This window comes from Mycoplasma sp. 1573 (assembly GCF_053851775.1).
Map to the genome: position 1 here is coordinate 69,225 of NZ_JBSQBG010000001.1, position 21,080 is coordinate 90,304.

19 protein-coding genes and 1 pseudogene are annotated in these 21,080 nt (G+C 32.6%); 6 read left to right on the forward strand and 14 right to left on the reverse strand.

Annotated features, from left to right (window positions below):
• The first annotated feature begins 62 nt into the window (after positions 1-62).
• From ACWXVT_RS00320 to ACWXVT_RS00330, 3 genes are read left to right on the forward strand one after another with little or no spacing between them, the layout of a single operon-like run.
• The gene (locus tag ACWXVT_RS00320) at positions 63-401 is read left to right on the forward strand and encodes a S1 RNA-binding domain-containing protein (RefSeq protein ID WP_455967621.1); all 339 of its coding nucleotides are present in this window, start codon (positions 63-65) and stop codon (positions 399-401) included.
• Positions 385-1,680: a hypothetical protein gene (locus ACWXVT_RS00325; protein ID WP_455967622.1), complete on the forward strand. Its 1,296-nt coding sequence runs from the start codon at positions 385-387 to the stop codon at positions 1,678-1,680. Before ACWXVT_RS00320 ends, ACWXVT_RS00325 begins: the two co-directional genes overlap by 17 nt.
• On the forward strand, positions 1,680-2,849 hold the full coding sequence (locus ACWXVT_RS00330) for a 5'-methylthioadenosine/S-adenosylhomocysteine nucleosidase family protein (protein WP_455967623.1): 1,170 nt from the start codon (positions 1,680-1,682) through the stop codon (positions 2,847-2,849). The genes ACWXVT_RS00325 and ACWXVT_RS00330 overlap by 1 nt, the downstream gene beginning before the upstream one ends.
• A 39-nt stretch (positions 2,850-2,888) precedes the next feature.
• Here the strand turns inward: ACWXVT_RS00330 and lpdA are convergent, their stop codons facing one another.
• The 6 genes and pseudogenes from lpdA to pdhA all read right to left on the reverse strand — a co-directional run bounded on the left by lpdA (position 2,889) and on the right by pdhA (position 8,122).
• On the reverse strand, positions 2,889-4,316 hold the full coding sequence (lpdA, locus tag ACWXVT_RS00335; RefSeq protein ID WP_455967624.1) for a dihydrolipoyl dehydrogenase: 1,428 nt from the start codon (positions 4,314-4,316) through the stop codon (positions 2,889-2,891).
• Between the two features lie 310 nt (positions 4,317-4,626).
• Positions 4,627-4,857, reverse strand: a pseudogene (locus ACWXVT_RS00340) (biotin/lipoyl-containing protein); the annotation flags it as partial.
• Positions 4,858-4,859: 2 nt separating this feature from the next.
• Positions 4,860-5,588 (reverse strand): 2-oxo acid dehydrogenase subunit E2, encoded by a 729-nt coding sequence (locus tag ACWXVT_RS00345; RefSeq protein ID WP_455967625.1) that lies wholly within the window; start codon positions 5,586-5,588, stop codon positions 4,860-4,862.
• Positions 5,589-5,591: 3 nt separating this feature from the next.
• Positions 5,592-5,813 (reverse strand): hypothetical protein, encoded by a 222-nt coding sequence (locus ACWXVT_RS00350; protein ID WP_455967626.1) that lies wholly within the window; start codon positions 5,811-5,813, stop codon positions 5,592-5,594.
• A 169-nt stretch (positions 5,814-5,982) separates the two neighbouring features.
• Complete coding sequence (locus tag ACWXVT_RS00355; RefSeq protein WP_438341539.1) at positions 5,983-6,981, reverse strand: transketolase C-terminal domain-containing protein; 999 nt, start codon at positions 6,979-6,981, stop codon at positions 5,983-5,985.
• A 43-nt stretch (positions 6,982-7,024) separates the two neighbouring features.
• On the reverse strand, positions 7,025-8,122 hold the full coding sequence (gene pdhA / locus ACWXVT_RS00360) for a pyruvate dehydrogenase (acetyl-transferring) E1 component subunit alpha (protein ID WP_438341538.1): 1,098 nt from the start codon (positions 8,120-8,122) through the stop codon (positions 7,025-7,027).
• A 262-nt stretch (positions 8,123-8,384) separates the two neighbouring features.
• Here pdhA and ACWXVT_RS00365 point away from each other — a divergent pair, with 262 nt between their 5' ends.
• The gene (locus ACWXVT_RS00365; RefSeq protein ID WP_438341537.1) at positions 8,385-9,356 is read left to right on the forward strand and encodes a phosphate acyltransferase; all 972 of its coding nucleotides are present in this window, start codon (positions 8,385-8,387) and stop codon (positions 9,354-9,356) included.
• A gap of 22 nt (positions 9,357-9,378) precedes the next feature.
• Positions 9,379-10,566, forward strand: coding sequence for an acetate/propionate family kinase (locus ACWXVT_RS00370; protein ID WP_455967627.1), 1,188 nt, complete (start codon positions 9,379-9,381; stop codon positions 10,564-10,566).
• Between the two features lie 721 nt (positions 10,567-11,287).
• Here the strand turns inward: ACWXVT_RS00370 and tig are convergent.
• The 3 genes from tig to ACWXVT_RS00385 are packed head-to-tail and all read right to left on the reverse strand — an operon-like array spanning position 11,288 to position 13,902.
• Positions 11,288-12,685 carry a trigger factor gene (gene tig, locus ACWXVT_RS00375; protein WP_455967628.1) on the reverse strand — a complete coding sequence of 466 codons (1,398 nt, stop codon included), beginning with the start codon at positions 12,683-12,685 and terminating at the stop codon, positions 11,288-11,290.
• A 58-nt stretch (positions 12,686-12,743) separates the two neighbouring features.
• Positions 12,744-13,454, reverse strand: a complete 711-nt coding sequence (locus ACWXVT_RS00380) for a hypothetical protein (protein ID WP_455967629.1) — start codon at positions 13,452-13,454, stop codon at positions 12,744-12,746.
• A complete protein-coding gene (locus tag ACWXVT_RS00385) occupies positions 13,444-13,902 on the reverse strand; it encodes a hypothetical protein (protein ID WP_455967630.1) in 459 nt (152 codons plus the stop codon). Before ACWXVT_RS00385 ends, ACWXVT_RS00380 begins: the two co-directional genes overlap by 11 nt.
• 135 nt (positions 13,903-14,037) lie before the next feature.
• Between ACWXVT_RS00385 and eno the strand changes: the two genes are divergently transcribed.
• The gene (eno, locus tag ACWXVT_RS00390) at positions 14,038-15,405 is read left to right on the forward strand and encodes a phosphopyruvate hydratase (protein WP_455967631.1); all 1,368 of its coding nucleotides are present in this window, start codon (positions 14,038-14,040) and stop codon (positions 15,403-15,405) included.
• A gap of 37 nt (positions 15,406-15,442) precedes the next feature.
• Here the strand turns inward: eno and ACWXVT_RS00395 are convergent, their stop codons facing one another.
• From ACWXVT_RS00395 to ACWXVT_RS00415, 5 genes are all read right to left on the reverse strand, one after another.
• Entirely contained in the window at positions 15,443-16,435 is a 993-nt protein-coding gene (locus ACWXVT_RS00395) for a hypothetical protein (RefSeq protein WP_455967632.1), read from the reverse strand.
• Positions 16,435-17,661 carry an ATP-binding cassette domain-containing protein gene (locus ACWXVT_RS00400; RefSeq protein ID WP_438341803.1) on the reverse strand — a complete coding sequence of 409 codons (1,227 nt, stop codon included), beginning with the start codon at positions 17,659-17,661 and terminating at the stop codon, positions 16,435-16,437. Before ACWXVT_RS00400 ends, ACWXVT_RS00395 begins: the two co-directional genes overlap by 1 nt.
• A gap of 131 nt (positions 17,662-17,792) precedes the next feature.
• Positions 17,793-19,001, reverse strand: coding sequence for an ABC transporter ATP-binding protein (locus ACWXVT_RS00405; RefSeq protein WP_455967633.1), 1,209 nt, complete (start codon positions 18,999-19,001; stop codon positions 17,793-17,795).
• Between the two features lie 7 nt (positions 19,002-19,008).
• Positions 19,009-20,025 (reverse strand): ABC transporter permease, encoded by a 1,017-nt coding sequence (locus ACWXVT_RS00410; RefSeq protein ID WP_455967634.1) that lies wholly within the window; start codon positions 20,023-20,025, stop codon positions 19,009-19,011.
• Entirely contained in the window at positions 20,025-21,080 is a 1,056-nt protein-coding gene (locus tag ACWXVT_RS00415; RefSeq protein WP_455967635.1) for an ABC transporter permease, read from the reverse strand. The genes ACWXVT_RS00410 and ACWXVT_RS00415 overlap by 1 nt, the downstream gene beginning before the upstream one ends.

Sequence of the window (21,080 nt, forward strand, 5' to 3'; positions counted from 1 at the left end):
TTAATTAATGTAATTATATAATTTTAATAATATGAAACAAAAAAACTCAACAAGGAGTCGACATGCAAGCAGGATTAATCGTCAGTGCTAAAGTAAAAAAAATTTATCGAACATTTGTTTTGCTTGAAACAAGACAAAAAAATACGTGTCGTTTGAACCTTAAAGAAGTAAGTGATTTTTTTATTGCTGATTTAGAAGATATCTTCAAAATTGGCGATATGGTCGATGTTCAAGTTTTGAATTATGATGACAAAAAAGAGACATATAGTGTTAGTTTTAAGTCAATTAGACCACGGTATTTAAGAAATCCATTTAGTTTTGTATTTGATGAAAAAAATGCTTCGTTTGAAAAATTAATGAAGTTTTGCAAGAAGGAGTTAAAAAATGACGGAAAAGATTAAAATAAATATCAAAAATGCTCTTAAAGACACAATCTATTTTACTTATAAAGATTTAGTAAAAGAAATTGATTACAAAATTCAGACTCGTACTGCAGAAGGGAATGAATTTTTTGGTTTTCTAGATTTACAAAGAGATGGAACTAAAATCATTGACACAAAAGATATTATCAAGACCGCAAAAGCATTGAAAAAAGATGTGCAAGCCTTAGTAGTTGTTGCTCCTAATTCACTTGCCTTACAGTCAAAAGCTGCTATCGAATTTTGTTTCGGTAAGCAAAACTGAGGAAATGTAGGTGATGTTGAAATCATCTACATCGACCACATTTTGAGTGGACGTGAAGCAGCATCTTTGAGTGAGTATTTGAGAAATAAAAAATTCGCCATTAATTTGATTTCAAAAAGCGGAAATGATATTGAAGTTTTGGCTAATTTCAAAATTGTTAAAGATATTTTAGAGCAACAAATCGGAACAAGAAATGCAAATAAATTCATAATCGCTACAACAAATGCTAACTCAGGTAGATTAAATCATTTAGCAAGAAAAAATGATTACAAAACCTTTGTTATTCTTGATGGCGTCTCAGATAGTTACTCTGCTCTTACTCCTGTTGGTCTTTTTGTTATGACAATGGCTGGTATTGATATCGATAAAGTACTGAAGGGCGCTAAAAAAGCACATGAAATCTTTAGTTTCAGTGAATTGAGCCAAAATGCAGCATATTGTTATGCTATAGCTCGTTTTGCATTACAAAAACACAACATTAATCACGAGCTGTTTGTTGCTTACGATGAAGATTTAAAATCGGTGGCAAAACTTTGACAATATCTTTTTGGCGAAGCCGATAGCAAACAAAAAAGATCACTTTATCTGGATACTGCGATATTTTCGAAGGACATTTCAACCCGAATTCAATTTATACAAGAAGGATTCAATAATTTATTTCAAACATTTTTAAGTATCGACAAAACTAACATGGATTACAGAATTCCAGTCGGTCAAGATGAAAGTGAAGACATCAAGTCACTTTCTTCGTTAACAACTAATTCACTTAAAAAACAATCTTATCAATCAATTATTAAAACGAATCACAGAATTGGGAAAATAAGAAACATTGAACTTATAGTAGAAGATCAAAGTTTCGAATCGTTTGGACATCTTATAGTTTTCTTACAAAATGCTAGTTTAATGAGCAGTTACCTACACGGACTAAGTCCTTTCCACAATCAATCGCAAGGTATCTATGAAACACAATTATTAGATGAATGAAAGGGAAGATAATGGCTAACGCAACAGTAATTAAAAAATTAGAAAAAATCAAAAAGTTTGTTGATGAATATGATACAAAAATACAAAAAGTACTTAACAAAACACACACAATAGTAAAAGATCCAGAGGCTGCATTTGACAAAGCATCGGTTGCTGCTGATATTTTATTTGTTATAGCTGATTATGATGATTTTGATCCATACAATCAATATTTCAACTTTATTCAAGAAACTGAAATGGATATGTATGATGATTATACTATTTACAAGTATGAAAGCAAACTATCGGGACATAGATTTGATGTTCTATTTTCAGGAGTAGGAAAAGTTAACGCATCACTTGCTTCAACTATTGCACGTTTATATCCAAATACATACTCAGTAGTTTACAATATTGGTTCAGCATGTTCTATTCGAAAAGATGTACCTGTTTTGAGTACTCACGCAATTAGTAATGCTCGGTACTGAGATGTTGATGCAACAGCAATAAAAGATGATTCAGGTTCATCTAAATACACTTTAGGTCAAATTCCTGGAGAACCTATTAGTTATAACATTTTACGTAATGAAGAACATAGTGTAATGACTGATTACCTAGGAATAGATCATGTTTCATGAATACTAACTGGCGACAGTTTTGTTACTAAAGATAATCCAATTTTAAGCAATCCGGAATTCAAAAAATATCAACTTGTAGATATGGAGGCAACTGGATTTATTCACGGATTAATGAAAGTTTTTGAATCAATAGGTGTAACCGGTATTTTTAAGGTTGTTTCTGACAATATTTATGATGATAATAACCCAAAAGATTATGAAAAAAATAGGGAATTGGTTTGTCAAAAGATTTGCAAATTGATGGATACACTAGTGTATGAAATTTCTATTTACGAACAAACATACCAAAAACTTATTTCATCCAAACATAAACAATTGAGCTCTATTAAAAGCAATTGCTCGTACCTGGAAGCACTTTATGTGGAAGCAAAATTAATGAATACAGATAACATGGATTTGGTCTTTAGTAAACAAAGAGATAGAGAGCTTATGTCATTTATTGACAATCAAGATGAAATAATGGAATTAGCAAAACATGCTAAATTTGGATTTTCTAAAAATCATTGAGATGATGACAATGAAGACTATGATGATTTCGATGATGATGATGACTGAGAAAATTAAGTAAAACAAAAAAGCAGCCTGCGCTGCTTTTATTATTAACTATTTTCCTAATTTGTGAACTGCTTGACGTGCTGTTTCTCATAAAATTTCTGAGAATGTTGGGTGTGGGTGAATTACGTTTGCTAGGTCGTAAACTGTCATTTTATGATCCATTGCCATAGCAATTTCTGAAATCATGTCAGTTGAGTTAGCTCCAACTAATTCAGCCCCCAAAATTTTTCCTGTTGATTTTTCAACAATTAATTTTGCAAATCCATAGTCACGGTGTGCAGCAATAGCTTTTCCTACAAATCCAAAGCTATATTTAGCAGCAACATATTCAACACCTTTGTCTTTTGCTGCATTTTCAGTAAGACCAACCGAAGCTACTTCAGGGTCAGTGTAGATACATCCTGGAACTGTTAGAGGATCGTAGTTAATGCTTAGGTCAGATTTTCCTTCTTTACGTAGAATATCGTAAACTGCAATAACTGCATGTTTGTATGCAACGTGAGCTAACATGTTTTGTCCCACTAGGTCCCCAATTGCGTAAACGTTTGAAACATTAGTTTCACATTTTGAGTTGATTAGAACTTCTTGTCTTTGTCCTAGTTCAACTCCTGTGTTTGATAAGTGAGCTGAATTTGGAATACGTCCAACAGCACTTAAAACAACATCTGCTTCAACTTTGTATTCTTGACCATCGATTTCGTAAACAACAAAATCCCCATCAAGAGCTTTAGTTTTAGCATTGAAAATAAATTCAACACCGTTAACATTTTTTAGGCGTTTTGTAACTTCATCAGTAACATCTTTGTCTAAATTGTAAAGAATTCTATCTAAGTTTTGAATGATTGTAACTTTTGTTCCAACAGCTGAGTAAACTTGAGCAAATTCAACTCCGATTACTCCTCCACCGATGATTACTAAACTTTTTGGAATTCTATTGAAATTGATTAGTCCAGTTGAAGTAACAACTTTACCTGATTTGTATCCTTCTTCGAAGCCTGGTAAGTTTAGACGACGGTTGTGTGAACCCATTGCATAAATCATGTATTTTCCACGGTATACTTTGTCTAACACTTTGATTTCGTGGCTTCCTACGAATTCAGCTTCAGCTTCGATAGTGTCTACTTTGCTTCCTTTCATTAACATTTTAACCCCAGCAGTTAATTTGTTAACTGTAGCCATTTTTTGTGCTTGCATTTTGTCTCAGTCAACTGCTACTGAGCTTAGGTCTAGATTAATTCCTAAACCTGCTAATTGGTTTTTAACTAATTTGTTGTATTCTTCTGTTGAGTGTAAAAGAGCTTTGGTTGGAATACATCCAACGTTTAAACAAACTCCTCCTCAGTATTTTTTCTCAACAATAAGAGTTTTTAGACCATGTTTACCAGCTTCTTCTGCTGCTAAGTATCCACCAGGACCTGCTCCAATAACGATTAAATCATATTCTGCATCAATTGGTCCGTTGTAATTTGAACTCATTTTTCTCCTTTTTGACGTTAAATTTAATAATTATAAATTATATAACTTTAGGTTAAAAATAGTCTTTAAAAGGCCAAAAAGTACCATTTTACACTTTTTTAAATTTTTGCCTACTTTGATAAAAAACTATTCTTTTGATTAAAAAGTGCAAAGAAATAGCAGCAACAATTGTTGCTCTAGGCTTTTAGATAATGAATGCTGAGAATATTTTTTCCAAAAATCACTCATTTTCTTTACAATTTGACGTTTTTACAAAAGAAGTAACAAAAAAACTGCCAAAGTGGCAGTTTGGCGAAGCAGATTATTAAGCTTCTTCGATGTAGAAAATTTCTTCTCCAACTGTGATTTCTTGTCCTGGTTGGATTAAAACTTTAGCAACTTTTCCTGAAACTGGTGCAGGAATTTCAGCTGTCATTTTATCTGTTTCAACTGAGAATAGGTTGTCACCTTCTTTAACTACGTCTCCTTCTTTAACGAAAACGTCAGCTACTGTTCCTTCGTGTAGACCTTCTCCGATGTCTGTAAATTGCATTTTAAACATAATTATAAATCTCCTAATTTTTCTGGTTGTTCTAATAATTCTTTAACTCTATAGTTAAATCTTCCCATATCTCCACCATCTACTCAACGGTGATCAGCTGCGATTGTTAGTCACATTGATTTTGCTGCTACAAATTGTTTGTCTTTAACAACAACATCATCAATGATTGCTCCAGTTGCTAAAATAGCAATTTCTGGATAGTTCATGATAGGTGTTCCGTAAAGAGCTCCTACGGTACCTATATTGGTAATTGTAAAGCAAGCTCCTTGCATATCTGACATTTTTAATTTTTTGTCTCTTGCTAATCCTGCTAAACGAACGATTTCTTGTTGAATTTCAACGATGCTTAGTTTTTCTACGTTTCTGATTACAGGAACAACAAGTCCGTATGGTGTATCAACAGCAATACCGATGTTTAATTCTCCTGGGAACTTTACTACTCCAGCTTCTTCATCAACTTTTGCTGAAAACATTGGTTGTTCTGATAATGTAATAGCAACAGCTTTTACAATAAATGATAGGAATGTTAATTTAACTCCTGTTTTTTCAACAACATCATTTAATACCGCTTTACGGTAGTTTCATAATTCAGTTGCATCTACTTTAGTTACTAAAGAACAATATGCAACATGATCCATAGCGTTTTTTAGATTTTTCGCAATAGCTTTACGAATAGGAGCTAGTTTTTCTTCTTTAGCTACTAATTCTTTTACTTTAACAATTTCTTCCATAAGTTATTTTCCTTGTTCTGCTTTTTGTTTTCTTTCAAGAATTGCTCTTTCACGTGGTGTTAGTTGTGCTTCATCTTTCGATTGAGCAGAGCATTCTCCGTCACATTTTTTAGGTTTTTTACTGAACATTGAAAAATCTAGTAAGTCGTTTGAAACTTGTAGTTGTCCTACAACAGCAGGAGCATCTTGTTCTTCGACTTGTGGTTTTTTATTTTCATCAGCCATTTAAAGCCTCCTTCATTTGATCAAGCAGATCGATAAAATTTATTAATTTATTTATACGTTAAATTATATATTAATTTACAAAAAAGAAGAAAAAACCTTGCCTTTTTTCGCTACAAATAGCGTTTTTGGCAAGATTTTTATTATTGAGTTTTCAAGTTAATTTTGATGACTATTTTAACATTTCTTTAATTGTTTGAGCAATCTTGTTTTTGTCAACCATGAATTCTGGTTCTAATGCAGGTAGAGGAATGGTTACGTCTGGAGCTGCTAAACGAACTGGTTGGTGTGTTAAGTAGTCAAATGCATGTTGGTTAACACGAGTAATAACTTCTGATGCGATTGAGAATGATTGAACTGATTCAGTAACAACAAGAACTTTTCCTGTTTTCTTAACTGATTTAATAATTGTTTCTGTATCTAATGGTTTTAGTGTACGTAAGTCAATTAGTTCAACTCTTCCAGCAATGTCAAATCCTTCTTCGTGAAGTTGTTTTAGAGCAGCAGTAGTTTCGTGAACCATGTGTCCGTAAGTAACTAATGTTAAGTCGTCTCCTTCAACAACTACGTTAGCTTTTCCTAATTCAACTGTGTAGTATCCTTCAGGAATTTCTTGTTTGAAAGCACGGTAGTCACGTTTGTGTTCTAAGAAGATAACTGGATCTGGTGATTCAATAGCAGCTAACATTAACCCTTTCATGTCGTAAGGTGTTGATGGCATAACAACTGTTAGACCTGGAATGTGAGCGTAGATAGCTTCGATTGATTCTGAGTGGTGTTCTAGAGCTTTAACCCCTCCTCCACAAGGCATTCTGAATACAGCAGGAACATGGTATTTTCCACGTGTTCTATTTCTTAAACGAGCAGCATTTGTACAAATTTGAGCAAGAGCGTAGAATGAGAAACCTGAGAATTGGAATTCAACAACTGGTTTTAGACCTGCAACAGCAGCTCCGATTCCCATACCAGCAAGTCCTGATTCTGAAATTGGAGCATCTCAAACTCTATCTGAACCAAAAGCTTTTTGTAGACCTTCTGTAGCACGGAAAACTCCACCTTCAAACCCTGCATCTTCTCCGTATAGAACTACTGATGGGTCACGTTCCATAGCAACGTGTAGGGCTTGGTTTAGAGCACCGATGTTATTTACTGAAATTAATTTTTTATCCATAAAAATTCTCCTAATAAATATTCTTTTAATAATTGACTAGCAATTATTTTTTGAATTTTAGTCCTTCTGCGTGTTGTTCTTTTAGTTCAGCAGGCATTTCTGCGTAGGTGTATTTGAAAATGTCGTCGTATCCTTCTTTTGCTAGGTCTTTTGTTGATTCTTCATATGCTTCTTTAGCTTCTTTTAGAGCTGCATCTCACATATTTTGTTTCATTTCTTCTGTAAGAATTCCATTGTCAAATAGGTATTTTTCAATACGGTGCATTGGTTCTCATTTTTCTTTTTCTGCTTCTTGTTCTGCTGTACGGTAGATACGTGGGTTATCTGATGTGGTGTGTTGTCCTTGACGTCATGTAACGAATTCAATTAAAACTGGACCATTTCCTTGACGGATGTAGTCAGCAGCTTCTTTAGCAACTTCGTAAGCTGCTAGTAAGTCGTTTCCATCTACACGTAGTCCTGGCATTCCATATGAAAATGCACGTTGTGAAAGTGTTGGAACGATGTAGCTGTTGTGTTCTGGAACCGAAATAGCTCATTGGTTGTTAATTGCAGCTACTAATACTGGTAGGTGACGAACTGCAGCTAGGTTTAGTCCTTCATGGAATTCCCCTTCGTTTGTTCCCCCGTTACCGATTGTTGTAACAGCAATAGCATCTTTTTTACCGGTTTGTTTTAGTGCATAAGCAACTCCAGCTGCTTGTGAAATTTGTGAACCGATAACAACTTGCATTGGTAAAGCATTAACATCTTTAGCAAAGTTTGAACCTTGTTCTGATCCTCTTCAGTAGTTAAACACGTCTTTCATTTTTACACCGTGTGATAGTTGTGCTGCAAGTACACGGTAGTGAGGAACGAATCAGTCTTGTTTTTGCATAACTGCTCCAAGAGCTGATAGGGTAGCTTCTTCTCCTAAGTTAGGAGCAAATGTTCCCATACGTCCTGTTTTTTGTAGTTGTAGAGCGTAGATATCTCATTGACGAGATCTAACCATTGTTTCATACATTTTCAATAGTTCTTCATTTGATGCTGATGGTTTGTATGATTTGTCAATTAAGTTTCCATCAACGTCTAATAAACGAACCATTTCGTTTTTATCTGACATAACATATGTAGCAGATTTAATATATTTGAAACTCATTTATTTTTCCTTTCATTTTTCTTACAAGTATTGCACTTAAATTATAAATAATTTTTAATTCTTTTTTACTTGCTTGAAGCGAAAATCTTTGCCCTCTATTTTCCTTAAATTTAATAGGTATTAAAGATTTGCAAAAAGTAAAAAGTAAGATATGGCCAATCAAAGCATATTAATATAAGGTTTTTAAAATATTTACTTTGAAAAGGGTAAAATTTAGATTATTATAGTTTTTTATATTCAAAACAAGATTTAAGGAGACAAAATGTCAAAATTTAGTGAATATATCAACAGTTTAATCAAAGAAAAAGCTGCTGAAAAAGTTCTAAGTGTTTTATTCATCGATGGGGATGATGAAAGAAGCCGTGAAGCTGCTAAATATCTACAAGAAAATAAATTAGCTAAACCTATTATGTTATTAGAAAACGAATCACAAATCGTAAATGATGGTTTAGAAAATATCGTTATGACACAAATGGCTGACAAGATTGAGGAATATGCTCAAAAACTTGTTGTTATCCGTAAAGGAAAAGAAGATTTAGATACATGCCGTAAAAATCTAAATCAAAGACCATACTTTGGAGCTATGATGATTAGAACCAAAGATGTCGATTCAGCAGTAGGGGGATTAATTTACTCAACAGCTGACATTCTAAGAGCTGCTTTTAAATGCATCGGAGCAAAACCAGGAATCAAAACCATTTCATCAATTATGGTAATGCACAAAGATGATGAAAAATTCATTCTAACTGATCCTTCAACAGTGGAAAAACCAACTGCTGAACAATTAGTTGACATCGCTAAAAATGCAACCGATTTCGCTCGCACAATGAAAATGAACGACTTGACCGGATTCTTAACATACTCAACAAATGGATCTGGAAAAGGAGAAAACCCTGACCTAGTTCGTGCCGCTGTTGCTTTAGCACAAGAAACAGACATTAACATGATTAATGGAGAAATGCAATTCGACTCAGCTTACGATTTAAAAGTTAGAGCACACAAGTTCCCTTCAGCACCTCAAAAAGAATTAGGAATTTACGTATTCCCTAACCTAGAAAGCTGTAACATTGGATGCAAAATTGCACAACGTTTAGGAAAATACGGAGCTGTTGGAGCTATTATGCAAGGAGTTAACGGAGCAATCAACGACTTTAGCCGTGGAGCAACAGTTCAAGACGTTATCGACGTTACTTCAATTACAGTTCTAAAAGGATACGAATTTTTAGACAAATAATTACTTAAGGATTAATAAAAATATGAAGAAAATTTTAGTTGTTAATGCAGGTTCTTCTTCTTTAAAATGAGCACTATACTCAGCTAACAAATTGGAACAACTTGCTAGCGGTCTATGTGAAAGAATTAACTTAGACGGAAACATTATTACCAAGTTTAACGATCAAAAATTTGAAGATCGTGCCGACTTACCAAACCACGTTGAAGCTGTTAAAAATTTAACTCGTTTATGAGTAAAATATGGAATTATCAAAAATTTAGACGAAGTAATCGGAATTGGTTTCAGAACTCCTTTATCAGGACACAAATATCTAACTCCTGTTCACTACAATGAAGATGTTAAAAAATCAATTGAAGAAGCTGCTAAATTCATTCCGTTACATGCGCCTGCTACACTAGCGGCTGTTGAGGCTTTTGAAAAAGAATTGCCACATGTACAAAAAATTATTGCTCAAGACACAGCTTTCCACGTAACAATTCCAAAAATTAATGCGACATTCCCAATCAATCAAGAATGAGCTAAAAAATACAACATCTATAAATTTGGTTACCATGGTTTAAGTTATGACTACATTAATGACAAAATGAAAACTATTTTAGGTAAAACTAAAAACAATATTGTTGTTGCACACTTAGGATCTGGAAGTTCAGTTTGTGCTATCAAAGACTCAAAATCATTAGACATTTCAGTAGGATTTAGTTCTCTAGATGGGTTGATGATGGGAACACGTTGTGGTGCAATTGATCCAGGAATTACTGACTACTTAGTGCGGGTAGAAAAACAAGATGTTGAAGAAGTATTCAACATGATGGTTAAAAAATCTGGTTTACTAGGTGTAAGTGGTATTTCTAACGACGTTCGCGATCTACATGCCGCTTGAGAAAATGACAAAAATGAAGATGCCAAATTTGCAATTGATTTATTCTGCCATAAAGTAGTAGATTACATTGCTCAATATATTAATAAAATTGGTAAACCTATTGATGCCATTGTCTTTACAGCTGGTATTGGTGAAAACGATGATATTGTTCGTGATCTAGTAGTTAAAGGTCTAAAATCATTCGGTGTTAGACTATCGGACAAAGCAAACAAAGAAAAATATGCAGATTACAAATTAATTTCTTCTCCTGCTTCAAAAATTCCAGTTTACAAAATTAGAACAGATGAAGAAGTTGTTATTGCTAAATATGTAAAAAGTTTAGCTAAATAATTAATGCATACAAATCCTTTATTGGCTTTGTTTTTTTTATAAGTTTTGAACTTAAAGTGCTCATCAGCAACGAAATAGAACAACAAATTGAATTTATAGCTTTAATTTATTTAAATCTCAAAATTTTTTATTTTCTTTTGTGAAACGTTTTTTTATAAGATGAGTATATAAAATCTTGGAAAATAGCTATATTTAAACAAATAAAAAATAGCCAACACACCTTTTTATAGAAAGCTAACTGTGACATAACTTATTAAAGGCAGCCTCTTTTAGTTGATGCGCTATAAAATCTCAACGTCATGAGAGATTAATGGTTTTTAAAAAATAACTGCTAGTGAGTTTTGACTCGTCCGTTTAAATATCTAAATATTCACTTAAATAAAAAAATCCCAGGGGATGCTGGGATGTCAATTTCTTTGTTAAAAGAACTGATATTTTTGTTGATTTTATTGCTAACTTTAATTAAGTTTTCAACAAAACACTAAGTTTTACTTGTTTTTTTACTGAGTTTTCGTCTAAAACTATTTGGTCTTTCTTTTTAAATAAAGTTAATTATTATTGATCAGCGAAGATTGTTTACTGAGTTAGCGAATCAAATGATATTTTTTCAATCTTTTTTAATTATTTTGGATATTTAATTCTTATCCTTCAATACTAAAATACCTATTGATTTTAAACAAAAAGCAAGACTGTAATCAATCTTGCTTAACTGTTTTACTTATTATTTTTCTGATTTTTTAGCACTTGCTTTTTTGGCAGGAGCTTTTTTGTCTTCGCCAGTTTTTACTTCTTCTTTTGGTTCTGGTAAAAGAATGTCACCAAAAACTGATTTGTAATTTTTAGGGTCATTGTATTTAGCTAAAGTAGCAATAATTTTTTTATTAATTAGAGGTAGTTGAATTTGTTCTTTTGTAATGTATTTTTTAATTTCTTCTACATCCATATTGTATAGTTTTGCTAACAATGAGTATTCATTTTCGTAATCAGCATCTTCAACTTTGATGTCTTCAGCTTTAGCAATAGCAGTGTATGTGAATGAAATTTTTAAATTGCGAACAACTTCAGTTCTGATTTCTTCTGCTAGTTTCTCTTTAGTACTTTTAACAACTTCTAAGTATTGTTCAACTGATGCACCTTGTTGTTTTAAAGATTGTTCAAAACGTTTGTAGTATTCTGACATTTCTTTGCGAACAATTTGATCTGGAAGTGGGTATTCTGAAGTTTCAAGTAATTTCTTCATAATTTCTGAAGCAAATTTTTCTTTTGATTGTTCGATTTTTTCACGTTTAGTTAGGTCTTTTAGGTAAGCTTTCAACTCTTCAACAGTGTTAACATCTTTAATTGCCAATGTTTTTACAAATTCATCGTTTAATTCTGAAAGTTGTGGTCTTTTAACTTCGTTAACTTTAATTTTGAAAGTAGCTTTTTTATCTCTCAAGTATTCCATGTGGTAATCTTTAGGGAAAACAATGTCAAATTCTCCTTCATCACCTTTTTTGAATTTCTTTAGGTTATCTTCAAATCCTGGGATAAATTGTTTTGAACCAATGATAATATCAAAGTTTTCAGCTTCTCCGCCATCAAATGCTTCACCGTCTACAAATCCTTTAAAGTTAAAGTTTACCCTGTCATCTTCTTGGATTAAGTCTTCAGCAACTTCTAACATTGCATGACGTTTTAGCATTTTTTGAATTTGTTCTTCAACATCTTTTTCGCTTACTTTGATTGAAGGTAATTTAATTCCTAAATCTTTGTATTCTCCTAGTTTAACTTCAGGTAGTAGTGGATAAACAAATTCTAAAACTAGTTTGTCTTTGTCTGCTTCTAAGATGTTTCATTCTGGAGCATCTAAAATAAAATCTTCTTCTTTAACTTTAGTTGCAGCTTGTTCAGCAGCCTTTGGTAATAATTCTTGAACTGCTTGAGCTTGTACTTGACCTTCAGTAATGTATTTATCTGCCTCTGCAGCTGGAACTTTACCTTTTCTAAAACCTTTAATTTCAACTTTTTTTCTTAGTTCTTTACGGGCTTTTTCTTGTGCTTCTTGTCAAACTTTAGCTTCGATTTCTACTGATACTGATAATTCAGATTTTTTCTTATCGATTTTTCTTTTTAACATAAAAAACTCCTTTGTTATATTCTATAAAATTATAAACTAAAAACACTTTGTTAGTGTCCTAGACATTGCTTGTTTTCTTCAACACTTCGAACAATTTAGTTTCTTCAGCATTCAAACTTTTTTCATCTTTAATTCCTAGCAATGTGTCAGTTACATTGACAATAGTGTCTAAACAATTAATTTCTTTGCCTAGCGCATAATCTTTTCAATTGCTAGTTATGAACACATAGAAAACTGATATTGCTGTTTTAGCTCTTACAACATCATTATTCATCGTGTCAACAATCATTTTTTGTGTGTTTGTAATTTCATCATTATCTTTCAAACTCACGCATTTTGCAGGATTTATGACTGTTTCGCCTATTTTGTAGTCATAGTCAATTTTCTTTTCGCTTAATAAAGTAAAAATCAAAATGTCAATGTCTTCTTTCTTATTAAACAATTTATTAAAATGAGTAGCTTTTTGTTTTAAGTCATCCTTCATTTTTAGAGCATTGTAAAAAAGCATTCAGTCATATCCCATTGGGTTTTCTACCAACAAATCAATCAATTGTTCTGTGGTGATTTGAGTTTCAATGTGTTCTCTTTTTTTCTCTAAAAGTCTGTGTAAGATTGCTTGTTCCAACTCTCTTAATTCTGGGCGATACTGAAACAAATCAACATCTTTGGCTGTTAATCTTAATTCATAAAGACTTGCAATTGGATCATTTTCTCAGTTAGCAAGTACTCGTGCTTTGACTTTTTGAAGTTCCAATTCTTTATTGTTCATTATTTTCCTCTTGGGCTTTTTTAGCCATTTCCAAGAAATTAGCAAGTTCTTTTTTCTCTTTTTCCAAAACTATTTTCTTATCGTTTACATCTTTTAGTCTACCTAATAAAATTAACACTAAATCTCATCCAGCTGAAATGATACTAATAGCAAAATATAAAATTGAGAATCCGATTGCCAAGATTCATCTAATAAATACTTTTGAATATGTTATATTACCTTCACTATCCTTAGCAATATCAGTAGTGTTTATAATTACAGCTCCAGTAATAATTAAAGCAGTCGCTAGAAGCCCTAATAAAAATCAAATAAGGGCATTAATTTTTTTTCCTAAATATAGACTCGGGATGCCAAATCCTTTAAAAATTAATAGACTCAATAAAATGGTTGATTTTTTGGTTGAATTTTGATCAATCACTTCTTGAATTTCTTCGGGTTTAAATACCATTTTTGTCCTTTCTATAATTTATATAAATTTTATTACAACATACACTCAGATTGACTATTTTGACACAAAGTTGGGAAAAAAATCCCTTGCTTTCTTATTCTAATTTGTATAAAATTAAGAATAAAGAGAGGTAATATGTCGAAAATTACAAAAATACACGCTCGTGAAATCCTTGATAGTCGAGGAAATCCAACTGTTGAAGTTGTTCTAACAACTGAAAAAGGAGTTACAGCAAGTGCTAAAGTTCCTTCAGGTGCTTCAACAGGTTTAAGAGAAGCTTTAGAGCTTCGTGATAAAAATTCACAGTATGCTTCAAACTGATTCGGAGCAAAAGGAGTAATGCTAGCAGTTGATAATGTTAATCAAAAAATCGCTCCTAAACTTGTTGGTTTTGAAGTTTTAAACCAAAGAGAAATTGACCGTGTGCTTAATGAACTAGATGGTACTGAATACAAGTCAGTGCTTGGTGCAAATGCAACATTGGCAGTTTCAATTGCCGCAGCTCGTGCCGCTAGTCAAGAACTAAACATTCCTTTATATCGCTACTTAGGAGGAGTAAATGCTCATTTATTGCCACTACCAATGTTAAACGTAATTAATGGCGGAGAGCATGCTTCAAACACTATTGACTTTCAAGAATTTATGATTATGCCAGTAGGGGCAAAATCATTCCGTCAAGCATTACAAATGGCTAACTTTGTATTTCATACTCTAGCTAAACTACTGAAAAAAGCAGGACACGGAGTACAAGTAGGAGATGAAGGTGGATTCGCACCTAACTTACACACTCACGAAGAAGTTTTAGATTTCTTAGTTGAAGCTATTAAGGAAGCAGGATTTGAGCCCGGACGTGAAGGTGATAATGCTGTTGCGATAGCAATGGATGCAGCTGCAAGCGAACTTTACAACGAAGAAACTCAAAAATACGTGTTTAAAAAATTCCATAATGCAGTTATAAACAAGATGCCCGGTTTTAGAAAATACAACAAAACAAAATACGAATTTACTAGTGATGAATTAGTTAAATACTATGGGAAATTAATTGATAAATATCCGATTATTTCAATCGAAGATTCGCACTCAGAAAAAGACTGAGCGGGATTTGAAAAAATGACTAAATTGTATGGAAACAGAGTGCAAATAGTTGGTGATGACTTAGTTGTAACTAACCCACGTTTCATCAAAAAAGCAATTGAAAACAAATCAATCAACTCAGTGTTAATTAAAATGAATCAAATTGGTACATTGACTGAAACAATTGAAGCTATTCAAATGGCAAACAAAGCTTCAATGACTGCTGTTGTCAGTCACCGTTCAGGAGAAACAGAAGACACAACATTAGCTGACTTAGCAGTTGCTTTCAACACAGTACAAATTAAAACTGGTTCTCTATCTAGAACTGACAGAATTGCCAAATACAATCGTTTGCTAGCAATTGAAGAAGAATTAGCAAAAGATAGTGAATTTAAAGGTTTAGCATCATTTTTCAATCTTTATAAATAAGTAACAAAAAAGACTCCGAAAGCCGGAGTCTTTTACTTTATTGTAGATTTCCAGAATTATTCATTTGCTCTAGTTTTCGCTTTAAATAAGTGTAGTTTATTTGTTGTTCTGGATCCATTGTATTTCTAAAATCATTATAATCCTTGCTTGGATCACCAAAAAGATTATTATATATATCTTCTGACATTCTCGCAGTATATATAGCGTAATCTATTCTTGAAATTACTGCTGTAGTAATTACTGATTGTGTTTTTCCTAATAGTCCCCATTTTGAAGTGAACGTATTTTGTCTAGTTTTCTTGTTTGCACCGATAACATTTGTAAGTGGTTCAAAGAAAGTGTCAATTACAAGCTGTCTTAGGTCTTTAAATTTATTCAATAATTCTAGATTTTCATTACTTGGAACTAAATTAATTCCCTCTTTGATTGTTGGTGCTTGTAGTGGAACAAAATAAGTAGGATTTGTTTTTGATCTACTGTCAAGTGTCAAGTATTCTAAAGTATCATCTTTAGCTCTTAAATCAGCATTTGGTATTGACGCAGTGCTTGCTGATGGTTTAACATCATTAATTTCAAAAGTACCTTTTTGTCCTTCTTCAGCAGAAACTTCAAACAATAATTTATTTTTTGCAAGGTCTATAGCAACTGCTGCCTTTAGTGTGGTGTTTGCTGGAACTTCAAAATCACTTGCTAGTTTAACCAATTCTCGATTAATTAGTTTCTTAACATTGTTCTCTGTTATTTCAGTTGTATAGTAGAATAGTTTTTTCTCTTGATCGTATTTAAGTTCTAATAAGTTACGAGCAGCATCATTTTGCAATCAGTCTTTAGTTTTTTGTTCTGATTGAGTATCAGAAGTGACTAGAGATAAGTTTTCAGCAATTCTTTCTGATAAAGATTTTTGTTGCACTGGATTTTTAGTGTCTTTGTTATTTGTTTCTACACAAGAGATAGCTGCTAAAGGCATAAAAGCAGTAAGAGAAAGTGTAGAAACAGCGAATATATTAAATATTTTTTTGTTTTTTCTCACTATTTGTATATTCCTTTCTTTCATTCTTCTAATTCTTGTTCGGTTGCTAGAACAAAGTGATCATCATTTACTTTCAATCATTTTGGTTGGTTTGATTCTGAATATTCATGAATTTTTGAATCATATACATACCCAATTAAGCTTCCTTGTTTTGAGTCAATTGAAGGAACTGCATCTAAAAGTGATTTTGTGTAAGGGTGTAATGAATTGTGCATTATTTGTTCAGTAGTTCCAACTTCTAGAACCACTCCTTTGTTCATAACAACTATTCTGTCACTAATGTATTCAACCATCCGCAAGTCGTGGGCAATAAATACAATAGTTAAGTCATATTTTTCTTTTAAATCGTTGAAGATATTAACAACTTGAGCCTGAATAGAAACGTCAAGCGCTGAAATCGGTTCGTCAGCAACAAGAAGAGTAGGTCTTAATACTACTGAACGACTGATACCAATACGTTGTTGTTGCCCTCCTGAAAATTCTAGTGGATAACGACGTAAAACCGAATCATCAAGTCCGACACTTTTTAAAATCTCCACAACTAAGATTTTTTTTGCTTCACGTTCTGTTATGTTTTCTTTTTCTTCACGAATTTTTTTGTGTTCCATTAGAACATCATGTGCTTCTTGTTCTCTATTTTCTAGAAGTTCTGAAGCAAAGTTTACATAAAGACATTCAAAAGCATCTTTTGGATCTTGCTTAATTTCTTTATATAAAATTGGTTTTCTTGTTTCAAATTTAGCTAAATCTTTAATTTTTTCATATGTTGCAATTATCGCTGCTTGATCTAAAGAATTTAAGTAAATTAAACGAGCATTCTTAGTGTTATTTAACCCTTCTGAAACAACTGATTCAACATTAATGTGTGGGTTAAGTGAGTTAGCAGGGTCTTGGAAAATCATTTGCACTTTATTAACCATGAAGTTTTCAATTTCTTTATATTCTTTCAGTGCTTTACCTACTTTTCAACCTCTTTGTAATTTTTTAGGTAATTCTCTACCTAACATCTTAATTTGGCCAAAACTATAAGGAATTAGTCCCACTAGTGCTTTACCAATGGTACTTTTTCCAGAACCTGACTCCCCTACAAGTCCTAGAACTTCGCCCTTATAAATATTTAAATTCAAGTCTTTTACTGCTTTGAAAGCTTTTGAACCAGAACCATAGGTAATATCTACGTTTCTGATAGTTGCTAACACTTCTTGATTATCTTTGTTAGCCAACATTTCGTTAGTTCCGGGAGTTTTGATTCTAATTTGTTGTTTTTTTACAAAACCTCATTTTTTGGTTGTTTCAATGTAAACATCATTTTCAGTAAGAAGTTTGTTTTCTGTATTGTTATTTGTTGTATCCATAACTATTTAGAATTTTTAAACTCCTTTCATAAGTCTTGAATCAATTGTGGTGGAACATATTCTGGCGCCCTTTTATCAAGTAGAGCTGATTTTACTCTGTGAGTTTCACTTACTCAGTAAAAATTTGGTTCTTGTACAAAGTCGATATCTAAAGCATAGTCGTTACGAACTGCAAAAGCATCACCGACAATGTTATTTAGATTCGAAGGAACTGAACCACGAATAGTTGCTAATCTAGAACTTTTATTAACATCAGGCATACTCATAATTAGTCCTCATGTGTATGGATGTTGCGGGTTTTTTAGAATTTCTCTAGTTAAACCTTCTTCGATGATTTGTCCCGCGTACATAATTGAAATGTAATCGGCTATTGACGCTACTACTCCGATGTCGTGAGTAATGAAAACGATTGATAATTTCAATTTTTGTTGTAAATCTTTAATGACATCTAAAACTAAAGCTTGAACAGTTGGGTCAAGAGCAGTTGTTGGTTCGTCCATAACTAGAATTTTTGGTTCTAGGGCAACAATTGCTGCGATAACTACCCGTTGAATCATTCCCCCACTCATTTCGTGTGGGTACAATTTCATAACAGCTTCTGGGTCATTAATTTTTGTCAATTGAAGGAATTCGATTGCTCTTGCACGAGCTTCTTTACGGGTTTTTACCACTCCGTTCAATAACATTCCTTCCATAATTTGTTCTCCAACTTTCATTGTCGGATTTAGTGTTGACATTGGGTTTTGAAAGACCGCTGACACAACTCTTCCACGATAATGACTACGTTCTCAATCTTTTAGACTGAATTTTTCAACATTGTTATTGTAAAGTTTAACTTCACCACTATCAATAATTGCATTTTCTCCGGTTAGCCCATATAGTAAAGAAGTGATAACACTCTTTCCAGAACCAGATTCACCAATGATGGCGTGAACTTTACCTTCATAAATTTTTAAACTTGGGCCACGTAAAACTTTGTTTTTTTGTCCTGGTACAGCAGGGTTTTTGAATGATAAATTAACATCTTTAATTTCTGCTGCAATTTTTAATTTTGTTCCGTCTTTAAATTCTTCGAATTGAACATCTTTGAAAAAATGGTCTAAGTCAAAGTGTTTTTGTTTTCCCGGGGTAAAAAAGTATTTTCAGTCAGTGTTTTTGACCTTATTTATAAATTTACGACTTCTTTTGATTAGGCAATATTTTTCATTCATATCAATCCTATCTTTGTCTTCTTAAAGCATCTTGCACACTAGCACCAATTAATTGCACGCTAGTTGTGATTAAAATCAAGATTGAAGAAGGAACAAAAACATATCTTAAGTATTGAGGGAACACTTTTTGACCTTGACTAATTAAGTTTCCAAGAGTTGAAACATCATCAATTGATAAACCTATGAAGGCTAGTGATGTTTCAGAAAGAATAACTCCAGGAATGGTAAATACTAATTGAGTAATTAAAATTGGCAAGATAACTGGAACATAATTTTTCAATATTTTTCAAGTAGGAGTACCTAAAACTTTTGAAGCAGATACTCATTCAAAGTATTTTGCTCTTTTAACTTGAGCTCTTATTTGGTTTGCCATTCCGGTTCATCCAGTTAGTGATAGTGAGAAGACAATTACTCAGAAACTTGGGCTAACAACAACAGTCATTAGAATCAAGATTAAGATGGTTGGAACAACTGAAATAATTTTGATAATGAAGGTTAAAACAACGTCAAATTTGTTGAATTGTCCCATCATAATACCAAATGTTACTCCAATCACAACTTCAATCAAAGTAACCATAAATGCAAGTCCTAATGAATAACGAAGACCATGTCATAATCTTGCTCAAATATCACGTCCTAGATCATCAGTTCCAAGGAAGTGGTAAACACCATTACTGTCAGAACTACTGAATGTTAAGAAACGATTATTAACGTCTTGGGTATTTGGGTTAAGAGTAAAGAATGGAATAATTAAGGCAAAAATAATTAAGATTGCAAGAATTAAGAATCCTACTACTCCTCCAAAGTTTTTAGAAAAACGATAGACGAATTCACGGAAGATTTTTGGTTGAGAACCCATGTGAGTATCAGCTTGATAATCAAATGCTTCTCCAATTAGTTTTCATTTTTGGTAGTTAATTGGTTGAATAAACTGATTTGGTGCATCCATGATATTTTCGCGGTTTGTTTTTCCCAATTCTTGTCTTTTCTTCATATTACTAAATTTATTTTTCAGTCAACTCATTATTTACCTCTTCTTCTTACCCGTGGGTCAATTGCTTCGTAAAGCATGTCACGGAAAGCATATGAAAGAATAGTTAATAGGGCAAACATAGCAATTAAGAAAAGAATAACGTTATAGTCTTTTGATTGAATTGCTTGTAGTAGAGTTGCTCCTGAACCAGCGATGAAGAAAATTTGTTCAATGAAGATACTTCCAATGAATGATCCAAAGATAACAGCAGGGAAGAAAGTGGCAATTGGGAAAAGTGAAGGTTTTAATGCATGTTTTCACACAAAACGGTTTTTCGATAAACCTTTTAAGTAAGCAAACTTAGCATGCACTGAATTTAGCTCACGGTTTAATTCGGTTCTTATATATTTAATGTAAACAATAATACTTCCAAGCGATAAAGCTAAACCAGGAAGAATGTAAGTTGCGAAGTTTTGTTCTTCAAAAATGTAAGGAAGATTAACTAGACGACCAATGAATAGTAACACTAGCGCAAAAACAATCGAAGGCACTGAACTGAAGATTGAAACAAAGAAGGTTGAAACGTTATCAACAATTTTTCCTGGGTTTTTTCCTACTCAGATTCCTAGTGGAATTCCGATTCCAACAGTTAGTAAGACTGAGAAAATTCCAACTAAGAATGATTTATAGAAACGAGATCAAATAAATGAGTTAATGTTTTGACCTGGGAAAAGAGATAATGAGATACCGAAATCTCCGTGGAATAGATTTTTTAGATAACTTAAGTATCTTAATCCTAGTGGTTGATCTAAACCGTATTTTTTCTCAATTGCTTGTCTTGATGCTTCATCTAGACCACTTGTTAATGAGTTAGAACCTGGGACTAAGTTAATTAAAAAGAAAGTAATGGTAATAACAATAAACGCAATAATGATAAATTCAAGAGCGATTTTTAGAACTTTTCAAAGTGCACGAAGAACAGGAGAATCGATAGCAGACATTTTTTGCATAAATGTCATTTTTCTGTTTCTCTGACTACCAAAATGCACTTTATTATCATTGAGCTGGTAGATTTTGTTATCGAATAAAACTTTTTCTTTTGCCAT